We start from the raw sequence: 17,593 nt of genomic DNA on the forward strand, positions 1-17,593 counted from the left end.
CAGCCGCTGCGCCGCGTCGTCGGTGCCCGTCACGAGGTTGCGCAGGCACAGCGCGCCGCTCAGGTTCCAGTCGCGCGCGCCGGTGGCGCTCTGCGACAGCACGTCGCGCGTGGCGCCGCCCAGGCTGCGGTTGTTGACGAGCTGCACGCCCGCCGAGGGCGGCACGCCGTTGCCGGTGGCGAACATGTCGGCCAGCGCGGCGGGCGCCAGCGGCGTCACCGCGCCCTGTGCCGTGGTCGCCGCGAAGCTGTAGCCGCACAGGTTGTCCTTCACGCTCGAACGCGAGAGCGCATTGGCGAAGGTGACCGCCACGGCGGGCACGACCTCGAAGCCGGCGAGGGACGGGTACTGCGCCACCGATTCCGCCTCCCAGCCGTAAGCCCGCAGCCGGGCCAGCGCCTGTTCAGCCAGGGCCACGGTGCTGCCGCCGGTGATGAGCCCCTGCGCGCGCAGCGCCTCGCAGCGGTTGGAGGCGATCGGCAGCGACGGGCTGGCAAAGCCCACCGCGAACGTGCTCGCGTACGGGCTGTCGCTGATGGAGGGTGCCAGCGCGGCGCAGGCCTGGTACAGCTGCGCGTAGGTGGTGTAGTCGATGAGGGTGCGGCTGTTCACGGCCACGTCGGTGGTGCCGCGGCGCACGGTGACACCGGGGTTGGCCGGCAGTTCCACCGCGGGCTCCGACACGGCCACGCCGCCGATCAGGCCCTGCGTGTCCTGCTCGGCCGCGGCGATGGCGGCGGCCCCGCCATTGGAGAGGCTGGAGGCGATGACGATCGTGTTGGACGGCTTGAAGGTGCGCAGCCGCTGCCCACCCGGCGACAGATCGCCGAAGCGTTCGTTGATGACGTAAAAGCCCATCTCCACCGCGCGCAGCGTGGCCAGGCCCCAGTCCTTCTCGGGGTTCTGCCCCGAGTGGGCGTGCTTGAACGCGAAGCGGTTGGGCGTGGCGGTATTGAACGCGGCCAGGTCGGCGGCCGACAGCCCGGCGTTGAACGCGGCGCTGGTGCCGGCCGAGGTGGCCGAGGTGCGGGTGCCGTCGATCAGCGGCACGGTGTCGGCCTGCAGGTCATGCGGGGCCGCGCCCGTGCCCTTGTCGGTGTAGGCCACGGCGCAGCCGCGCTTGAGGCCCCACTCGCCGGTGGACATGCCGCCGTAGATGCCGCGCGAGCCCGATGCCGTCGCGGTGATGATGCAGGGCCTGGCGGGGTTGAAGGTGTCGGGCACCTGCACCATCAGCGTGACGTTCTGCCGGCCCGAGCCATCGTCGTAGTAGGCGATGGTTTCGGTGCCCGCGATCTTGCCCTCGCCCGCCGTCACGCGGCCCTGCGCATCCACGTTGGGGCCGTAGAGCGTGCCGTAGCCGCCAGCGGCCGTCATGTCCAGCAGCGCGCGGTAATTGGTATAGATGGCGTTGCGGCGCAACTCTGCCGCCGTGGGCTGGGCGCCTTCGTAGCCGGGGGCATCGGGGTCCGCCAGGCCGGTGCGGCCCAGGCCGGCGGTCAGCAGATCGTCGTCCACGCCGTCGTAGGTCGCCTGGCGCAGGCTGGCCAGGTAGGACGGGCGCACGTTGAAATCGAAGTCCACGGTGTTGCCGCCGCCGCCACCGCAGGCGACCAGGAGGGCGGCGGTCAGGGCAGCGAGGGCAATGGCGCGGGGAATGAGCGGTCGCATCGGAAATCTCCTGCAGCGGGGAAACGGAATGAAATTGTCGTGGAGAGTATGCAATGGCGGTGCGGGGCGTTGCCAATGGCGGCATCCACAAGGCGTTGCAATGTTTTCAAGTGCGGATCATGCCACGGTGAGGAATCTCAACCAAAAACAATGCGAACCATTCGCAATATCATTTAACATGCCGCCTTGAAAAACAGCGCCCTGGTGGGGAGCCCCGGGGAGAGCCTCTCCCCGGGGCGCTCGCTGCGCCTCGCTGGCCCTGCGTGGCGGCCCCTGCCGTCGCCACCGCCCCTCCCGACTGCGCCCATGCCACCACCGATCGAACCACCGTCCGACCTCCGCCCGACCCCTGGCGGCTTCTTTCCGCTGTGGGGCTGGCCCATCGCGCTGGGGGTGCTCACCGCCACCGGCCTGCTGAGCGCCCTGGTCAGCGATGGCTGGGGAGACGTCTGGTCCTGGGTGGCGCTGGGGGTGCCGGTGGCCGCCATGGCCTGGTTCGGCCTTCGCCGCCGTCCGCCCCCGGCTTGAGCCCGGTCCCGATTTTCCCTGGCCCGATGCACTTGGCTCCTGGACGGACTTGTCCACGCCGCGCCGCCCCTTTCATTCATTCACGCCATTCCTGACCTTGCCCCTCCCATGCCCATGAACCAGCACACCCCCATCGCCCTGGCCGTCGCACTGGCCCTCGCCACGTTCGGGCTCCAGGCCAATGCCCAGGCCACGGCCACCTCGGCGGATGCCCCCACCCTGCCCACGGTGACGGTGGGCGCCAGCGCGGACGCATCGGCGCAGGGCCTGTCGCCCGCCTACCCCGGCGGCCAGGTCGCCCGCGGTGGGAGGGCCGGCATCCTGGGCACGCGCGATGCGATGGAGACGCCTTTCAGCATCACCAGCTACACCAACGAACTGATCCAGGACCGGCAGGCGCGCAGCGTGGGCGAGGTGCTGCAAAACGATGCCGGCGTGCGGCTGGCGCGCGGCTTCGGCAACTTCCAGGAAACGTATTTCATCCGCGGCTTTCTGCTGGACTCGGACGACGTGGCCTACAACGGCCTGTACAGCCTGCTGCCGCGCCAGTACATCGCAACCGAGCTCTTCGAGCGCGTGGAGCTGCTGCGCGGCGCCTCGGCGTTCCTGAACGGCGCGGCACCCAACGGCGGCGGCATCGGCGGCGCGATCAACCTGCTGCCCAAGCGCGCGCCCAACGAGCCGCTGTCGCGCGTGACCGTGGGCACGGGCTCGGGCGGGTATGGCCAGGTGTCCACCGACATCGCGCGCCGCTTCGGCCCCGACAACAGCACCGGCATCCGCCTGAATGCCGCCTACCGCGACGGCGACACCGCCGTGGACCATGAAAAGAGCCAGCTGGGCCTGGTCTCCGTGGGCCTGGACTGGCGCAGCCGCGACGTGCGCCTGTCGGGCGACATCGGCTGGCAGGACAACAAGCTCAAAGGAACGCGCACCAACGTCACCCTCAACGGCGCGAACGCCAACTTCATTCCCGCCGCGCCGGACGCCTCGGCCAACTTCTCGCAGCCCTGGACGTACTCCAACGAGCGCGACCTGTTCGGCACCTTCCGCGGCGAAGTGGACATCAGCCCCGATGTGACCGCGTGGGGCGCCTGGGGCCTGCGCCGCAGCGAAGAGTCCAACTCGCTGGCCAACCTCAGCGTGAGCAACTCGACCACCGGCGAAGGCAGCACCTACCGCTTCGACAACACCCGCAAGGACCGGGTGAACACGGGCGAGCTGGGCGTGCGCGGCAAGGCCCGCACGGGCAGCGTGGGCCATGAGTGGGTGGCCTCGGCCTCGTACTTCGATGCCGAGAAAGACAACGCCTACGCATTCGACTTTTTGAACACCCGCCCGGGCAGCCTCTATGCCTACACGCCCTACGCACAGCCCGCCTTCAGCGCGAATGCGGGCTATGGCGGCACGCTCGCCAGCCCCAACCTGACCGGCCGCACCCGCATGACCAGCTTCGCGGTGGGCGACACGATGTCCTTCGTGCAGGACACCGTTCTCGTCACGCTGGGCCTGCGCCACCAGAAGCTCGACGTGGCCGACTATGCCTACGGCACCTCCGCCCTGACCAACCGCTACGAGCAAAGCCGCACCAGCCCCCTGGCGAGCGCCGTGTTCAAGGCCAGCAAGCAGCTGTCGCTGTACGCCAACTATGTCGAGAGCCTGAGCAAGGGCGAAACCGCGCCCGCCACGGCCAACGGCACGCCGGTGGTCAACCGCGGCGAGCAGCTGTCGCCCTACGTCGCCAAGCAAAAGGAGATCGGCCTCAAGTACGACGCTGGCCGGATCGGCGGCTCGCTGGCGCTGTTCAGCACGACCAAGCCGCGCGCCATCGTCAACGCGGCCAACGTGTTCGCATCGTCCGGCAAGGACCGCCACCAGGGCGTGGAGCTCAACGTGTATGGCGAGGCCACGCGCGGCCTGCGCGTGCTCGGCGGCATGACGTGGCTGGATGCCAAGCAGCGCGAGACCGGCAATGCCGCGCTCAATGGCAACCGCGTGATCGGCGTGCCGCGCCTGCAGGCGAACCTGGGCGCGGAATGGGACGTGCCGGGCGCGCAGGGCCTGGCCCTGGACGCGCGCGTGGTGCGCACCGGCGCCACCTATGCCAACGACGCCAACACCCTGCGCGTGCCCGCCTGGACGCGCCTGGATCTGGGCGTGCGCTACGCCACCGAGTGGAGCGGCCGCCTGGTCACCCTGCGCGCCCGCGTGGACAACGCCACCGACCGCAACTACTGGGCCTCCGCCGGTGGCTACCCGGGCTCCGGCTACCTCGTGGTGGCGGCGCCCCGCACGTTCACGCTGAGCGCCAGCGTGGATTTCTGATCGCGCCGCGACGCTCCCATCCATTGCCCCGACCATGCTGACTGCACGCTCCCTCAAGACCTGGACCTGGCTGCACAAGTGGAGCAGCCTGGTCTGCACCGTGTTCATGCTGCTGCTGTGCCTCACAGGCCTGCCGCTGATCTTCCACCACGAGATCGGGCACCTGCTGGGCACCGAGGTGGAAGCCCCGCCCATGCCCGCCGGCACGCCGCACGTCAGCCTGGACCGCGTGCTGGACGTGGCACGTGCACAGCACCCGGACCGGGTGGTGCAGTTCGCCTCACAGCCCGAGGACAGCACCGACCTGTGGTTCGCCACCCTCACGCCCACGCCCGCCCCCACCGAGGATTTCCGCTCGGTGGCGGTGGATGCGCGCACTGGCGCCCTGCTGGCGCAGCCGCGCTTCGACGAGGGGTTCATGTACGTGATGTTCAAGCTGCACGTGGACCTGTTCGCGGGCCTGGCGGGCAAGCTGTTCCTGGGCTTCATGGGTTTGCTGCTGCTGGTGGCCATCGTCACGGGCGTGGTGCTGTATGCACCCTTCATGCGCAAGCTGCGCTTCGGCGAGGTGCGGCGCGAACGCTCGACGCGCGTGAAGTGGCTCGACCTGCACAACCTGCTGGGCATCGTCACGCTGGTGTGGGCCTTCGTGGTGGGCGGCACCGGCATGATCAACACTTGGGCCGATCTGCTCGTCAAATACTGGCAGTACGACGAACTGAGCGCGCTGCTGGCCCCCTACAACGGCCAGCCGATCACGCCCGTGGCCGAGCGCGCCTCGGTGCAGAAATCGCTGGACGCGGCCCTGGCCCGCGCACCGGGCACCAAGCTGTCGTTCATCGCGTTTCCGGGCACGTCGTTTTCCAGCCCGCACCACCACACGTTCTTCCTGCGCGGCAACGAGCCGCTCACGTCGCGGCTGCTGCAGCCGGTGCTGGTGGATGCCAAGACGGCGGAGGTGACCGCCGCGCCCAAACTGCCCTGGTACCTCGTGGCCCTGCTGGTGTCGCAGCCGCTGCACTTCGGCGACTACGGCGGCATGCCGATGAAGATCCTCTGGGCGCTGCTGGACATCGCCACCATCATCGTGCTGGGCAGCGGGCTCTACCTCTGGCTGGGCCGCAGGGCCGCCAGCCCGGCGACCAATTCCCCCGGAAAAACCGCCAGCGGAGAAGCCGCCCTGGCCTCCCCGCTGACGACGGCACGCGCACCGATCAAGCGGTAGCCAGGGCAAGGCGCCGCGCGGCCCACCCGCGCATCAGGCGGGGCACGACCAGCACCGCCACCACGATGACCATCAGCGTGAGCGACATGGGCCGCGTGACGAAGATCGACCAGCTGCCCTCGCCGATCGAAATCGCATTGCGCATCTGCGCTTCGGCCAGGGGCCCGAGGATCATGCCCACGACGACCGGTGCGGTGGGGAAATCGAACCGGCGCATCAGCACGCCCAGCACGCCGATGCCATACAGCAGGAACAGGTCGAACGCGCTCTGGCGCATGCCGTAGGCCCCCACCGTGGCGAAGATCAGGATGCCCGCATACAACTGGGGCTTCGGAATCTTGAGCAGCTTGACCCACAGGCCCACCATGGGCAGGTTCAGCACCAGCAGCATCACGTTGCCGATGTACAGCGAGGCGATCAGCGCCCACACCAGCGTGGCCGACGTGGTGAACAGCTGCGGGCCGGGGTTGATGCCGTAGTTCTGGAACGCGCCCAGCAGCACGGCCGTCGTGTTGGAGGTCGGGATGCCCAGCGTGAGCAGCGGGATCATCGCCGCCGTCACCGTGGCGTTGTTGGCGGCCTCGGGGCCCGCCACGCCTTCGATGGCGCCTTCCTTGCCGAACTCGGCCTTGTCATCGCCCTTGGCCAGCTTCTTCTCGGTGGCGTAGCTCAGGAAGGTCGGGATCTCCGTGCCGCCGGCGGGAATGCAGCCGAACGGCGTGCCGATCAGCGTGCCGCGCAGCCAGGCGGGAATGGAGCGCTTCCAGTCGCGCGCCGTCATGTGCACGCGCCCCATGCGGTTTTGCGTGTCCACCACCCGGCCTTCGTACATGGCGGCATACAGCACCTCGGCCACGGCGAACAGGCCCACGGCCACCAGCACGATGTCGATGCCGTCCAGCAGTTCGGGCTGGCCGGCCGTGTAGCGCGCCGCGCCGGAGATCTGGTCCATGCCGACCAGGCCGGCGGCCAGGCCCACGAACAGCGCCGTGAGGCCGCGCACCGTGCTCTTGCCCAGCACCGCGCTCACGGTGGTGAAGGCCAGCACCATCAGCATGAAATATTCCGGCGGCCCCAGGCGAACGGCGAAGTCGGCCACGTAGGGCGCGAACAGCGTCACCACCACGGTGGCGATGGTGCCGGCGACGAACGAGCCGATGGCCGCCGTGGCCAGCGCCGCACCCGCGCGCCCGCTCTTGGCCATCTTGTTGCCCTCCATGGCCGTGACCATGCTCGCCGTCTCCCCGGGCGTGTTCAGCAGGATGGAGGTGGTCGATCCGCCATACATCGCGCCGTAGTAGATGCCGGCGAAGAAGATCATCGAGGCCGTGACCTCGACCTTGGCCGTGATGGGCAGCAGCATGGCCACCGCGACGGCGGGGCCGATGCCGGGCAGCACACCCACGGCGGTGCCCAGCGCGCAGCCCACCAGGGCCCACAGGAGATTGGCCGGAGTGGCCGCGGTGGCGAAGCCCGCCAGCAATGCGTCGAAGATTTCCATCACAGCCACCCTGTTTGCGTGAGGCCCGGCAGGTTGATCGCCAGGAATTGCGTGAAAGCCCAATAGACCGGCGCCGAGATCAGCGCGCCGGTCAGCACATCCATCGCCCAGGTGCGCGCCGCACCGGCCGACGGCTGACCGGCCGCCCGGCGAAGCCCCTGCACCGCCAGCACGTAGCACAGCGTGCAGCTCAGGATGAAGCCCACCGTGGCGATCAGCGCCGCATTCAGCAGCAATCCGGCCGACACCCAGACGAACGCCACCTTGTTGGCGCGCGCGGCGCCGCCAGGCTCGTCCATGGAGCGAAAGCCGCCCGACAGTGCCTCCCACAGCAGCACCCCGCCGCACAAGGCCAGCACGCCGGCCACCAGCCAGGGCAGGAAGCTCGGACCCACGCCGCCGTAGCCCGCGTTCGAGGGAATGCTCACGGCGCCGAAGGCCAGGCCGCCCGCGATCAGCACCACGGCGGCGCCCACGGCCGCCTGCATGCGCGTGCCGGGCACCGTGCTGGGCCCGGGTTCGGGCTCGGCCAGGGAAGGGGGGGAAGAAGCGATAGGCTCCGACATGCTTGTGTCCTCGTCATCCCCCGGGGCCACCGGCACGGGGTGCATTTATTTCAGCGCTGGGGTTCGGCGGCCGCGCAGGTCACGGCGGTGCGCCACCCGGGCCGGGCGCCGCACCGCGTGGGCAACACCGGGGGTCAGACCATGCCGGCCTTGACCATCGTGGCGCGCAGGCTGGCGAACTCGGCATCGACGAACGCGCCGAACTCATCGCCGGCCAGCCATGCGGGCGTCCAGTCGTTCTTCTCCAGCGACTCGGCCCAGCTCTTGCTCTTGAGCGCCTTGGCCACCATGTCCACCAGGCCCTTGCGCTGCTCGGCCGAGATGCCCGGGGCGGCGTACACGCCGCGCCAGTTGCCGATCTCCACGTTGATGCCCTGCTCCTTGAGCGTGGGCACCGAAGAGCCCTTCAGGCGCTGGCCCGAGGTCACCGCCACCGGCACCATCTTCTTGGTGTTGATGTACTCGGCCATCTCGCTGTAGCCGCCACCGCCGATGGTCACGTTGCCGCCCAGGATGGCCGCGATCGCCTCGCCGCCTCCGCGGAACGCCACGTAGTTGATCTTGGCCGGGTCCACACCGGCTTCGCGGGCGATCATCGCCGCGGCGATGTGTTCGGTGGAGCCGCGCGAGCCGCCGCCCCACTTCACGCTGCCAGGGTCCTTCTTGAGCTGGGCGATCACGTCACCCATGGTCTTGAAGGGCGAGCTGGCCGGCAGCACGAACACGTTGTATTCGCTGGTCAGCCGAGCGATCGGCGTGGCCTGCGACAGGTTCACGGGCGGCTTGCCCGTGATGATCCCGCCCACCATCACCGAGCCCATCACCATCAGCGCGTTCGGATCGCCCTTGCTGGAGTTGACGAACTGCGCCAGGCCGATGGCGCCGGCCGCGCCGCCCTTGTTGTCGTAGGTGACGGACGAGGCCACGCCGGCGTCCTGCAGCGCGCGGCCCAGGGCACGGCCCGTGGTGTCCCAGCCGCCGCCGGGGTTGGCCGGCAGCATCATCTTGACGGCGGTGGCAGCGCGGGCCGACAGCGGCAGCGCGCCGGCCGCGGCCAGGGCCGCCAGGGATTTGAGGAAGGTGTCACGGCGCATCGTTGTCTCCTGGATTCATAGTTGTACGAACGGGCTGATGATGCGCGCCGTTCCTGTCAAACGGCTGTCCGCGCGCTCAGGGTAAACACCCATCTTCGACGCCGCTGCGAGCGGTGCTAAGGTGCCGCGCATGCAACTGCTTCTCGTGGAAGACGACCCGGCCATGCAGGCCACGCTGCAACGCTCCCTGACCCGCCGCGGCATGGAGGTCACGGCCCTCGGCGACGGCCGCGCCGCCCTCGCGCAATGGACCGCGCGTGCCCCGGATGCCGTCGTGCTGGACCTCACCCTGCCCGGCCTCGACGGCCTGCAGGTGCTGCAGCAGGCGCGTGCCAAGGGGCTGCGCACCCCGGTGCTGCTGCTCACCGCACGCGGCACCGTGGGAGACCGCGTGCTGGGCCTGAACGCCGGCGCCGACGACTACCTGCCCAAGCCCTTCGACCTGGACGAACTGGAGGCGCGGCTGCGCGCGCTGGTGCGCCGGACCGGCGAGGCACCTGAAGCCAAATCGGCCTCCAGCACAATCAACATCGCAGCAGTGCGCTATGAAAAAGATAGCGGCGCCATCTACCTGGGCAACGAGGTCATGGAGTTCACCCCGCGCGAACTGGCCCTCATGCACGCCCTGCTCGCCCAGCCCGGCCATGCGGTGACCAAGGAGCGCCTGTACGAACTGGTCTTTCCCGGACAGCTCGACGTGCAGTACGAGGCCATCGAGGTCGTCGTCTACCGCCTGCGCAAGAAGCTGGTGGGCACCGGCCTCACGCTCATGACCCTGCGGGGGCTGGGCTACCTGCTCAAGGCCGATGCATGAAGCGCGCCGACGCGCGCCCCCGCACGCGATCGCTGCGCCGGCAACTGCTGGTGGGCATCCTGGTGCCCGCCTCGCTGTTCATCGCCTACAACACCCACAGCCTGTACCGGCAGACACTGGCCTCGCTGCACACCGCCTATGACCGCACGCTGCTCGCCTCGGCCAAGAGCATCAGCGAGCAGATCGACGTGACCGGCTACGACGACGCGGCCCAGCTGCGTGCCATCGTTCCGTACTCTGCGCTGGAGGCTTTCGAGGCAGACAACCAGAGTCGCATGTTCTACCGTGTGTCCAACCTGCACGGCGGACTCGTATCGGGGTTTGCCGAGTTGCCGTTCTGGCACGGCAGCATTCCTGCCCGCCCGCCCTATGCCGCGCTGGTGGACTTCTACGACGACCAGTTCCGCGGCCGCCCCGTGCGCGTGGCCGTGCTGCTGCAGCCCGTCGCCACGCCCCAGGGCCGCGGCATGGCCGTGATCCAGGTGGCGGAAACGCTGGAGTTGCGCCAGACCCTGGCCCTGCAGATCCTGTGGACCACGCTGGCGCGGCAGGCACTGCTGGTGGTGGCCATCGGCGTCATCGTGGTGCTGGTGGTGCAACAGGCCACGCGCCCTGTGCGGCAGCTCAGCGCGCGACTGCAGAATCGGCCCGAGGACGACCTGCGCCCCATCTCCGCGCCATCCGCGCCGCGCGAACTGCAGCCGCTCATCGACGCCACCAACCACGTCATGCTGCGGTTGTCGTACCTGCTGGCGCACCAGAAACGCTTCGTGCGCGATGCCTCGCACCAGTTGCGCACGCCGCTGGCCGTGCTCAAGACCCAGGTGCAGTCCGCGCTGCGTGGCGACGCGCCCCCGGAGCAGGCGCTGCATGAGATCAGCGACACCGTCGAGCGCGCCACCCAGTTGGCCAACCAGATGCTCGCGCTGGCCAAGGTCGAGCAACTGCGCCAGCAAAGCGCCCCACCCGTCACCCGGCTGGATGACGAACTGCGGGCGATCGCCCTGGAACTGTCGCCCCTCATCGCCCAGCGCGACCTGGACTTCGGCATCCACACCGACCCCGCCCCCGTGCAGGCGCACGAATGGATGCTGCGCGAACTCACCCGCAATCTGCTGCACAACGCGATCCGACATACACCGGTGTCCGGCATGTTGTCGGTCGAACTGCGCACGGACGGGCGCCACGTGGCGCTGACCGTGGCCGACAGCGGCCCGGGCATCGATGCCGAGTTGGCGCAGCGCCTGTTCCAGCCGTTCTCGGCCGGCGACGTGCGCACCGGCTCCGGCCTGGGACTGGCCATCTGCCAGGAGATCGTGCAGGCGCTGGACGGACAGATCGAACTGTCCAACCGGATGGACGGCGCACGGGTTGTCGGGCTGGATGCGGTGGTGCGCCTTCCGTTGGCATCGGCCGACAATCCGCCGCCCGCCGATCGGAAGAAAATGGCCGCATGAACGCTCCCGAATCAATGCGCCTGGACAAATGGCTGTGGTGTGCCCGCTTCTATAAAACCCGCTCGCTGGCCGTGGAAGAGATCGGCAAAGGCCGCGTGACCGTCAATGGCCAGGCGGCCAAGGCAGCCCGAGAACTGCGGGCCGGCGATACCGTCGACCTGCGCCAGGGCCCCACGCATCGGACCGTGCGGGTGCGCGCACTGAGCGGTATGCGTGGCCCCGCGCCCGTGGCACAACTGCTTTATGAAGAAACGGTGGAAAGCATCGCCGCCCGTGAAAACGCCGCGGAGCAGCGCCGCCTGGCGCCCGAACCCGCCGCCAGCCTGCACGAAGGCCGGCCGACCAAGCGGGATCGCCGCAGCATCGATCAGGCGCGTGATTGGGGCAGCCGCTGGAGCGCGTCGGCCGACGATTGACCGGTGGCTTCCTGGCGCCATGCCGAGGAAACCTACTGCGCCAAAAGAAATGCCCGCACAGGGGCGGGCAAAGTCGGGCAGGCATTGCGGCCTGGTCACAGCCCGAATTCCTTAGGGGAGGCGATGCCCCGTCCGGTGGAATCCATTTTGAGCACGACCCTTACTCTCCGCTGACAGCACAAAAAAGAATGCCCGCACGAGGCGGGCAAAACTTGCTAAAGAGCAAGAAAGGGAGGTGTCGGCTGGAGGTGCCGACGGGATGAATCATAACGCGCTCATGCATAAAAAAAGCAAGTCTATCGTTTCGCCTGTCGGAATTTGAGAAATATGCTAATCCTGGCTTCATAGCCTCGCAAATCAATGCACCGTCGACACGACTTTTGTCAACTGCGCTGATTTGCCGCCAGGAATGAGCAGAGCGCTCCAGATTTATCGAATTGTCACAAAAGAAGCAGATGGTTTCACAAAGCCATGCATGCCTGACTTTCGACTCAGGTTTCTCCTACGCACTGTTTCGTGGTGAAAGCGCAACCTTGAATGCACAGAAGGCGTTTCAAGTGCATTTGTTTGTTCACCAGAGAGACCCAAGGAAACAGCGATGCCCATTGACCATTCTTCGGAGGACGAATGAAGTCGGCAGCCAATCGAAACATGGGTTCATTCCGCCAAGCCATGAAAGGTGAACTGCTGGCCCACCATCCGAGCAAAACGCAGGCGCGTTGAACCTCTTTTTTTATTCCACTGAATGAAGCCGGGCCAAGAGGCTCCAGCCATTGCAGCAACCCCACTCCATACCATGGACAACTATCCGGCAAGGAGCGCGAAACATCGCGGCCTCATGCAACAGTTCACTCCCTTGAACCTCTCCACCGACTGGGCGGAGTACAACGTGGTCAAAGCCCGTGGCATCCGAATCGTGGCCTTGTCCGGCCAAGCCGCTTACTCGGCCAACGGCTACACGGTACAGAACGCGGCCGGCTGCATCGAGATCACCGGGGGAAAAGTTGGTGTGCACGGCACCATGCTGATGATCGGATTCACCCTGGATGCAGCAGTGGCGCGCCTGCGTTCGAAATTCTGTCGGGCGATGCGATCGGCATGATGACACTTCCGGCCCATTGTTTTGCCGCCTATGCCGCGATTGCAAACACCACCGGCACGCACTTTCGCATTGGCGCGGATGGGATGCTCAATGCCTTGGCAACGGACGCGGCCTCGCTATACCTGACATCTGCCACCTGATGAATTTTCGGTCGCTGAAAACTTTTGGAAAGCCAGCGGTCAATCGGTGGAGTTGACATGCGCTGGCCTCACTTACCGCATCTCACAGGGTGTATCGGGCCCCTCGAACTATCATCGTTCCGCCTGGCCAGGTGACGGGGTCTCAGGCCAACGCCGTGTCCACTCGCGGTGAAGGCGTTTGTGCTCAGCGCGCGCGCGTCGGGTGCACTCACCCTGTCTTTTTTTTGTGGTTGGAGAAAGCAGCTCCACAATGCAAGGCTTCAACCACTCTCCACTCCATTTCGATGCGCGAACAACTGACAGCACGGCTTGCACAGCTGAAGAGCGAGCTTTCTGCGGGCGAACAGCAACTCCGGCAATTGGAAGCACGGCAATCTGAACTCAGCCATACCCTGATGCGCATCCGCGGAGCGATCCAGGTTCTGGAGGAGTTGGAACAGGAAACCGCCCCCCGGAGCGACTGAGCACAACGACGCCAACACGCTCTGCGCGCCTACAGAGCCGCCCATTACCAGTGGACAGGCCACCGATTGATGGTGGTTGCCCATGGGGTTCAGATGCGCGCCGAGTCAGCGCGGCAAAACGGTATTGGGGGTCTTGCCCGCGTCATGCGTCGGTTGCTCATCGGCTGACGGGGCATCGGGCTCGACCAGACTTCCCGCAGCAGCCCCGCCCAACGCGCCCGCCACAGCACCGACAGTGCCGCCCACGAACACGCCGACAGGCCCTGCCACCGCTGCACCAACGGCCGCGCCTGCAGCCGTACCAGCCATGACACCGCCGCCCATCAGCGAAGATTTCGATTCGCGCTCGGCCTCTTCAGGCGACAGCGCATATTGGGCGGCCACGGCCGGGTCCTGCGAAGGAATGCCGTGACCGGGACGGGCCTGCTCGGCCAAGTCAGAGCCGGCAGGTCTTGTTTCAGCCAGGGGCGTATGGGATGCGTTCATGGTGGGCTCCTTTGAGGTGGTCGCTTCGCAGGCGAAATGCCCGCTGCCATTCCGTTGTAAAGAGCCCGTCCCCCACGCCTCGCCGTCCCGAACACCGAGTGGATGTCGGACGACACGCAATCGCGGCAAATCACTTGACTCAGGTCAGTTCTGGCTGCGCATGCGCTCGACGCGCAGTATTTACCCAGCTCCTGAACTGTACCCAAAGCCGCTGTAGTACCACTCTTTCGAATCCATTCCGTGAGCGCGCGAGCCGAACGGCCTTATGGGCTGAGCGTTGCGCAATGGGCGACGACGTCGCCCTCCCACCGGAACGAAAAAACCGCGTCAGTTCAGCAGAACGGGCTTTTCCGGCAATGGCAAAGTGCAGTACCAGTGGTAAGTTAGCACCTTCAAATTGCACCCCGCAGTGGTGCCGTTCAAGCTGTACCCCGACAGTCCAACCAGCCGGCCGTCGGCCGTTCCTTCAGGCGGATGGGAGTCGAACCCACTATTCCCAGGGCTTCCGGCGAGAAAGCTCTGCCCGTTATCAGCCGTGAAGCCCAACGCGTTGATCAAAGTGGAAGAGCGACCTTTTGAGTTAATGATGCTCTGGCCAGCGGCCAGTGTGACCTCGAACGGGGCGGCATTCGTATCACCAGTGCGGCCCTGCACACCGGTGGAGGTGCCGTCTATAAACACCTCCAACGAATCGATCAGGTCACCCGCGCGCACTCGCACCTGAGTGATCTGCTTGCCATCATCCGCTACCGCGCTGAACCTCGCACTTTCCTGAAAATCGCCGTATGGCCCATCCAGATAAACCACTTCAGGCGCTCGAATGGGTGTGACATTGTCGGGATTAGCCCAACTCCAGAGCTGAGTCTGAGCGGTGTTCTGATCGATCTGCCAAGCCAATTTGTTTGTCACCACCTCAGTGTGCTTGGCTGCCGCGTACTCGGCACGCCTCTTGGCTCCACCGCTGTATTCCTCTACACCTCGCCATCCACTGTAAGTGTCGTACGGCGTCCACTTATCGACGGTGATCGAGCTATTGTCCTGCAGCTTGATCATGGTTGCCCGCAGCGCCAGCAGCTCAGCACGTGCTGCGGCGATGGCCGCTTGGTATGCATCAATCTTCTCCTGCAACCGGCGTACTCGTTTAGCGCGTTCATCAGGGCTAAGCGGGTCACCAAATATTTCCTCATGGAACAGGATTTCCTCCCGCATGGTGAGCAACATGATCGAGCCGAAGGGCAAAGAGAACTTGAGGGTTTTCTGAGGATCCTCCACGTCAAGAAAACTCGGCTCCAGGAAATCCAGCGTGTTAATCAGCGCTGTGAAATTTCCTGCACGCTCCGATTCTGTCGACTCCACATAGTTGCGCATCACGTTGTAGAGGCCTTGCAGCTTAATGGTGAGGTCTTTATCGATAAGCTGGTCATACACCGTGCCGACCACCTGACTGATGTAGTTTTGAAAGCTGGCCCAAGCCTGCTCTTTATTGGTTCGGGGATCGGGCCAAAGACCGTACACCATGGTCTTGAGCGCAGCGCCCACGACGGGGACCAGCATCAACGCCGAGCCGAGAGCCGTGCGGAAGAAGTTGTTGATGGTAGAGGCTGAGACCACACCGTCGTTGTCCTCAACGGCCCAGGTCACCGTTGTCGGTGCAGGAAAGGACGCCGGTTGGTAATCGTAGAGCTTGAAGCTGTCGATAGTGCCGCCCATTCCGTACGCGTCCAAGTCTTCAATCGTCTGGTTGGGATAGAAATAGGCCGTCTTGCCGCCGTAATCATCATCTTTGAATACCTGAATCCACGCTCTCGAGCCTAGTACAAGGGAATCGGTTTCGTCGCCCCCCTTTTCGCCCGTCGAGAATATGTAATCGTTCAGATCTGACACCTCTAGCGGACCGTCGAAACGCTTCGTTCCGCCGCTCATTTTTTCTCCGTCGTAGAACTGCACCCAGCAACCGTCAGTAGCCATTGGTTTCTCCCTTTTAGATAGAGCGCTTTCGCGAGTGGTGACCCCCCGATTTTCTTAACCGGATGCGTCACTAACGATCATATAGAGGGGTCATGGATACAGGGAGGAATCAGCACGGGCACAGTGTCCAGGTCATGTGGCGCGACTATGCGAAATGGATTCCGAATGCTGCCAAAGCGTCCAACCTTGCCGCCGGGAACCTATCGCTTGGGGTGTCGCCAACTCACACCAAACACTCGATCCAGGTTCAATTCAGGTCGCCGATGTGCGGCCCAACGCACCAAAGAGAAAAGCCCCAAGTGAATCAATCACTTGGGGCTTTTGCATCTGGCGGAAACGGATGTTTGTGGCCCTACGAAACGTTGCGTACACGCTGCAGTGCGCGCTTCACAACCGAGGTCGACACACCGTATTTTGTTGAAAGCCCAGCCTGCGTTATCCCTCCGGCTCGGTACTCAGCAACCAGCCTGACTTCATCTTCGGGACTCAGCGCCCGCACTCTTCCGGGAATCCGGCCCCTCTCCCTAGCCGCGATCTGACCCGCAATAGATCTCTCCCTGATCATCGACCGCTCGAGCTGGGCAACCGCGCCCAGGATTTGAACGACAAACACGCCCATGCTGTTGGTCGTGTCCAGCGGCTCGGTCACGCTCTTGATGGTGGCACCGACGCGATCGAGATGACGGAGCATATCCAGCAAATCGAACAAGCTGCGAGCTATTCGGTCGATCTTGTAGACGACAAGTACATCGCCCTTCCCCAGGTTGGAGAGACACCGCGCCAACTCCTGCCGGCCACGCCTAGTAGCACCGCTGGCCTTCTCTTGATAAATCCTCTCACAGCCAGCCTTGACCAGTGCATCCAGCTGCAGTGCTGTGTCCTGATCTTGGGTGCTGACCCTTGCATATCCGATGAGCATCGATGTCCCTTTCTGGGACGGAAATGTATGGCCCGGTCAATCGCGTGAAGGTCCAAAGTATCGCGCTAGGACTTAAGGGCTAGGTCAGTGGAATATGCAGGGCGCATCCACTTCGTGGACCGGGCTCTGGCCTTCGGTTGAGCCAACTCGCCAGGCTCTGTCTCCGTCTCGGGGATCAGCACTGCGCGTGCGGGGCATCACACCTGTGCTCGGGGATCCACATTGCGCTCATGGGGCCATGCACTCATGCTCAAGGCAAGCCGCCGCGGCTGTCGGCGTGCGGCGCTGCGCTTGCCCACCTCGGCCGCTCTGGCGCGCGTTGCGCGTGAGGAGCGAGGCACATGTGCTCGGGGTGTATCACTGCGCGCAGGGGGTGTTGCACACATGCTCGGGGCCGATCATTCGATGGGGCAGCGCCTAGCGCGCCGTCTCAATCACTGCGTGACTAACGATCCCTTGCGCGGGGGACAGTTAGCGCCCTGGCGATGACATAAGGCACAGGGTGAGGTGAGGTCCTACATGGGGTTTGTCACCCCATACCCCGACCCCGGAAAGCAGACACAAGGTCTGCAACCGGGACCCCGTTTGTCTCTCAGAAAGGAGCGCGGGGGAAGTAGTGCACGATGGCGGCCGCGACTACAGCCATGAGCAAACAGATGACCAAAACCAATGACCAATGCCATTCAAACGGTTTTTGCTCAGGCAATACAAAATCTCTATGCGTTGCCTTTTCGGATGCCGAATAGGTAGCGTTTCTTTCGTTATAACGCATGCCATTTTTACGCGCGTAGTCTTGGCGGTAATAGTCTCTGTCCTCAATGCCCATACAGCCTCCCTACCGAGATTCTAGAAGGTCAGACATTGACAGACCAAGGATGCTGTCTAGGCAACGGTGAATAGCCGCTTCGAAGGCTTTA

At 65.4% G+C, this 17,593-nt stretch carries 17 protein-coding genes; 9 read left to right on the top strand and 8 right to left on the bottom strand.

Translation table 11 applies throughout. From position 1 onward, the window contains the following. A partial coding sequence (locus AC27IQ_RS05105; protein ID WP_487088658.1) for a 3-hydroxybutyrate oligomer hydrolase family protein occupies positions 1-1,671 on the bottom strand: 1,671 nt, incomplete at its 3' end. Positions 1,672-1,977: 306 nt separating this feature from the next. Here AC27IQ_RS05105 and AC27IQ_RS05110 point away from each other — a divergent pair. From AC27IQ_RS05110 to AC27IQ_RS05120, 3 genes are all read left to right on the top strand, one after another. Beyond that, positions 1,978-2,199, top strand: coding sequence for a hypothetical protein (locus AC27IQ_RS05110; RefSeq protein WP_284428745.1), 222 nt, complete (start codon positions 1,978-1,980; stop codon positions 2,197-2,199). Positions 2,200-2,313: 114 nt separating this feature from the next. After that, positions 2,314-4,524, top strand: a complete 2,211-nt coding sequence (locus AC27IQ_RS05115) for a TonB-dependent receptor (protein ID WP_284428746.1) — start codon at positions 2,314-2,316, stop codon at positions 4,522-4,524. 34 nt (positions 4,525-4,558) lie between these two features. Then, a complete protein-coding gene (locus AC27IQ_RS05120) occupies positions 4,559-5,749 on the top strand; it encodes a PepSY-associated TM helix domain-containing protein (RefSeq protein ID WP_487088661.1) in 1,191 nt (396 codons plus the stop codon). Here the strand turns inward: AC27IQ_RS05120 and AC27IQ_RS05125 are convergent. From AC27IQ_RS05125 to AC27IQ_RS05135, 3 genes are all read right to left on the bottom strand, one after another. Beyond that, positions 5,739-7,250 carry a tripartite tricarboxylate transporter permease gene (locus AC27IQ_RS05125; protein WP_284403549.1) on the bottom strand — a complete coding sequence of 504 codons (1,512 nt, stop codon included), beginning with the start codon at positions 7,248-7,250 and terminating at the stop codon, positions 5,739-5,741. The genes AC27IQ_RS05120 and AC27IQ_RS05125 overlap by 11 nt on opposite strands. Continuing rightward, positions 7,250-7,816, bottom strand: a complete 567-nt coding sequence (locus tag AC27IQ_RS05130) for a tripartite tricarboxylate transporter TctB family protein (RefSeq protein WP_487088663.1) — start codon at positions 7,814-7,816, stop codon at positions 7,250-7,252. Before AC27IQ_RS05130 ends, AC27IQ_RS05125 begins: the two co-directional genes overlap by 1 nt. A gap of 134 nt (positions 7,817-7,950) precedes the next feature. Beyond that, positions 7,951-8,910: a Bug family tripartite tricarboxylate transporter substrate binding protein gene (locus AC27IQ_RS05135; RefSeq protein WP_272563979.1), complete on the bottom strand. Its 960-nt coding sequence runs from the start codon at positions 8,908-8,910 to the stop codon at positions 7,951-7,953. Between the two features lie 130 nt (positions 8,911-9,040). On the opposite strand from AC27IQ_RS05135, the gene AC27IQ_RS05140 reads away from it, so the two are divergent. The 6 genes from AC27IQ_RS05140 (at position 9,041) to AC27IQ_RS05165 (ending at position 13,303) form a co-directional block, all read left to right on the top strand. Continuing rightward, on the top strand, positions 9,041-9,724 hold the full coding sequence (locus tag AC27IQ_RS05140) for a response regulator transcription factor (RefSeq protein ID WP_272563980.1): 684 nt from the start codon (positions 9,041-9,043) through the stop codon (positions 9,722-9,724). After that, a complete protein-coding gene (locus AC27IQ_RS05145; RefSeq protein WP_487088666.1) occupies positions 9,721-11,181 on the top strand; it encodes a sensor histidine kinase in 1,461 nt (486 codons plus the stop codon). The genes AC27IQ_RS05140 and AC27IQ_RS05145 overlap by 4 nt, the downstream gene beginning before the upstream one ends. Beyond that, the gene (locus AC27IQ_RS05150) at positions 11,178-11,597 is read left to right on the top strand and encodes an RNA-binding S4 domain-containing protein (RefSeq protein WP_317357458.1); all 420 of its coding nucleotides are present in this window, start codon (positions 11,178-11,180) and stop codon (positions 11,595-11,597) included. Before AC27IQ_RS05145 ends, AC27IQ_RS05150 begins: the two co-directional genes overlap by 4 nt. A gap of 796 nt (positions 11,598-12,393) precedes the next feature. Then, positions 12,394-12,699 (top strand): hypothetical protein, encoded by a 306-nt coding sequence (locus AC27IQ_RS05155; protein ID WP_487088668.1) that lies wholly within the window; start codon positions 12,394-12,396, stop codon positions 12,697-12,699. Beyond that, positions 12,696-12,839 (top strand): hypothetical protein, encoded by a 144-nt coding sequence (locus tag AC27IQ_RS05160; RefSeq protein ID WP_487088670.1) that lies wholly within the window; start codon positions 12,696-12,698, stop codon positions 12,837-12,839. Before AC27IQ_RS05155 ends, AC27IQ_RS05160 begins: the two co-directional genes overlap by 4 nt. A gap of 284 nt (positions 12,840-13,123) precedes the next feature. Further along, positions 13,124-13,303 carry a hypothetical protein gene (locus AC27IQ_RS05165; protein WP_284428752.1) on the top strand — a complete coding sequence of 60 codons (180 nt, stop codon included), beginning with the start codon at positions 13,124-13,126 and terminating at the stop codon, positions 13,301-13,303. 105 nt (positions 13,304-13,408) lie between these two features. Here AC27IQ_RS05165 and AC27IQ_RS05170 read toward each other — a convergent pair whose 3' ends face one another. The 4 genes from AC27IQ_RS05170 to AC27IQ_RS05185 form a co-directional block, all read right to left on the bottom strand. Beyond that, entirely contained in the window at positions 13,409-13,789 is a 381-nt protein-coding gene (locus tag AC27IQ_RS05170) for a hypothetical protein (protein ID WP_284403537.1), read from the bottom strand. A 327-nt stretch (positions 13,790-14,116) separates the two neighbouring features. Further along, entirely contained in the window at positions 14,117-15,757 is a 1,641-nt protein-coding gene (locus tag AC27IQ_RS05175) for a jacalin family lectin (RefSeq protein ID WP_487088672.1), read from the bottom strand. A gap of 352 nt (positions 15,758-16,109) precedes the next feature. Next, complete coding sequence (locus tag AC27IQ_RS05180) at positions 16,110-16,676, bottom strand: recombinase family protein (protein WP_284409252.1); 567 nt, start codon at positions 16,674-16,676, stop codon at positions 16,110-16,112. Between the two features lie 592 nt (positions 16,677-17,268). After that, positions 17,269-17,502, bottom strand: coding sequence for a hypothetical protein (locus AC27IQ_RS05185; protein WP_487088674.1), 234 nt, complete (start codon positions 17,500-17,502; stop codon positions 17,269-17,271). Positions 17,503-17,593 lie beyond the last annotated feature (91 nt).

It is taken from the genome of Acidovorax sp. KPB24-07, assembly GCF_057543315.1.

Bases quoted from the DNA above. Each gene is read 5' to 3' on its own strand.
- AC27IQ_RS05110 (WP_284428745.1), top strand. From the start codon at position 1,978: ATGCCACCACCGATCGAACCACCGTCCGACCTCCGCCCGACCCCTGGC.
- AC27IQ_RS05115 (WP_284428746.1), top strand. From the start codon at position 2,314: ATGAACCAGCACACCCCCATCGCCCTGGCCGTCGCACTGGCCCTCGCC.
- AC27IQ_RS05120 (WP_487088661.1), top strand. From the start codon at position 4,559: ATGCTGACTGCACGCTCCCTCAAGACCTGGACCTGGCTGCACAAGTGG.
- AC27IQ_RS05125 (WP_284403549.1), bottom strand. From the start codon at position 7,250: ATGGAAATCTTCGACGCATTGCTGGCGGGCTTCGCCACCGCGGCCACT.
- AC27IQ_RS05130 (WP_487088663.1), bottom strand. From the start codon at position 7,816: ATGTCGGAGCCTATCGCTTCTTCCCCCCCTTCCCTGGCCGAGCCCGAA.
- AC27IQ_RS05135 (WP_272563979.1), bottom strand. From the start codon at position 8,910: ATGCGCCGTGACACCTTCCTCAAATCCCTGGCGGCCCTGGCCGCGGCC.
- AC27IQ_RS05140 (WP_272563980.1), top strand. From the start codon at position 9,041: ATGCAACTGCTTCTCGTGGAAGACGACCCGGCCATGCAGGCCACGCTG.
- AC27IQ_RS05145 (WP_487088666.1), top strand. From the start codon at position 9,721: ATGAAGCGCGCCGACGCGCGCCCCCGCACGCGATCGCTGCGCCGGCAA.
- AC27IQ_RS05150 (WP_317357458.1), top strand. From the start codon at position 11,178: ATGAACGCTCCCGAATCAATGCGCCTGGACAAATGGCTGTGGTGTGCC.
- AC27IQ_RS05155 (WP_487088668.1), top strand. From the start codon at position 12,394: ATGGACAACTATCCGGCAAGGAGCGCGAAACATCGCGGCCTCATGCAA.
- AC27IQ_RS05160 (WP_487088670.1), top strand. From the start codon at position 12,696: ATGATGACACTTCCGGCCCATTGTTTTGCCGCCTATGCCGCGATTGCA.
- AC27IQ_RS05165 (WP_284428752.1), top strand. From the start codon at position 13,124: ATGCGCGAACAACTGACAGCACGGCTTGCACAGCTGAAGAGCGAGCTT.
- AC27IQ_RS05170 (WP_284403537.1), bottom strand. From the start codon at position 13,789: ATGAACGCATCCCATACGCCCCTGGCTGAAACAAGACCTGCCGGCTCT.
- AC27IQ_RS05175 (WP_487088672.1), bottom strand. From the start codon at position 15,757: ATGGCTACTGACGGTTGCTGGGTGCAGTTCTACGACGGAGAAAAAATG.
- AC27IQ_RS05180 (WP_284409252.1), bottom strand. From the start codon at position 16,676: ATGCTCATCGGATATGCAAGGGTCAGCACCCAAGATCAGGACACAGCA.
- AC27IQ_RS05185 (WP_487088674.1), bottom strand. From the start codon at position 17,502: ATGGGCATTGAGGACAGAGACTATTACCGCCAAGACTACGCGCGTAAA.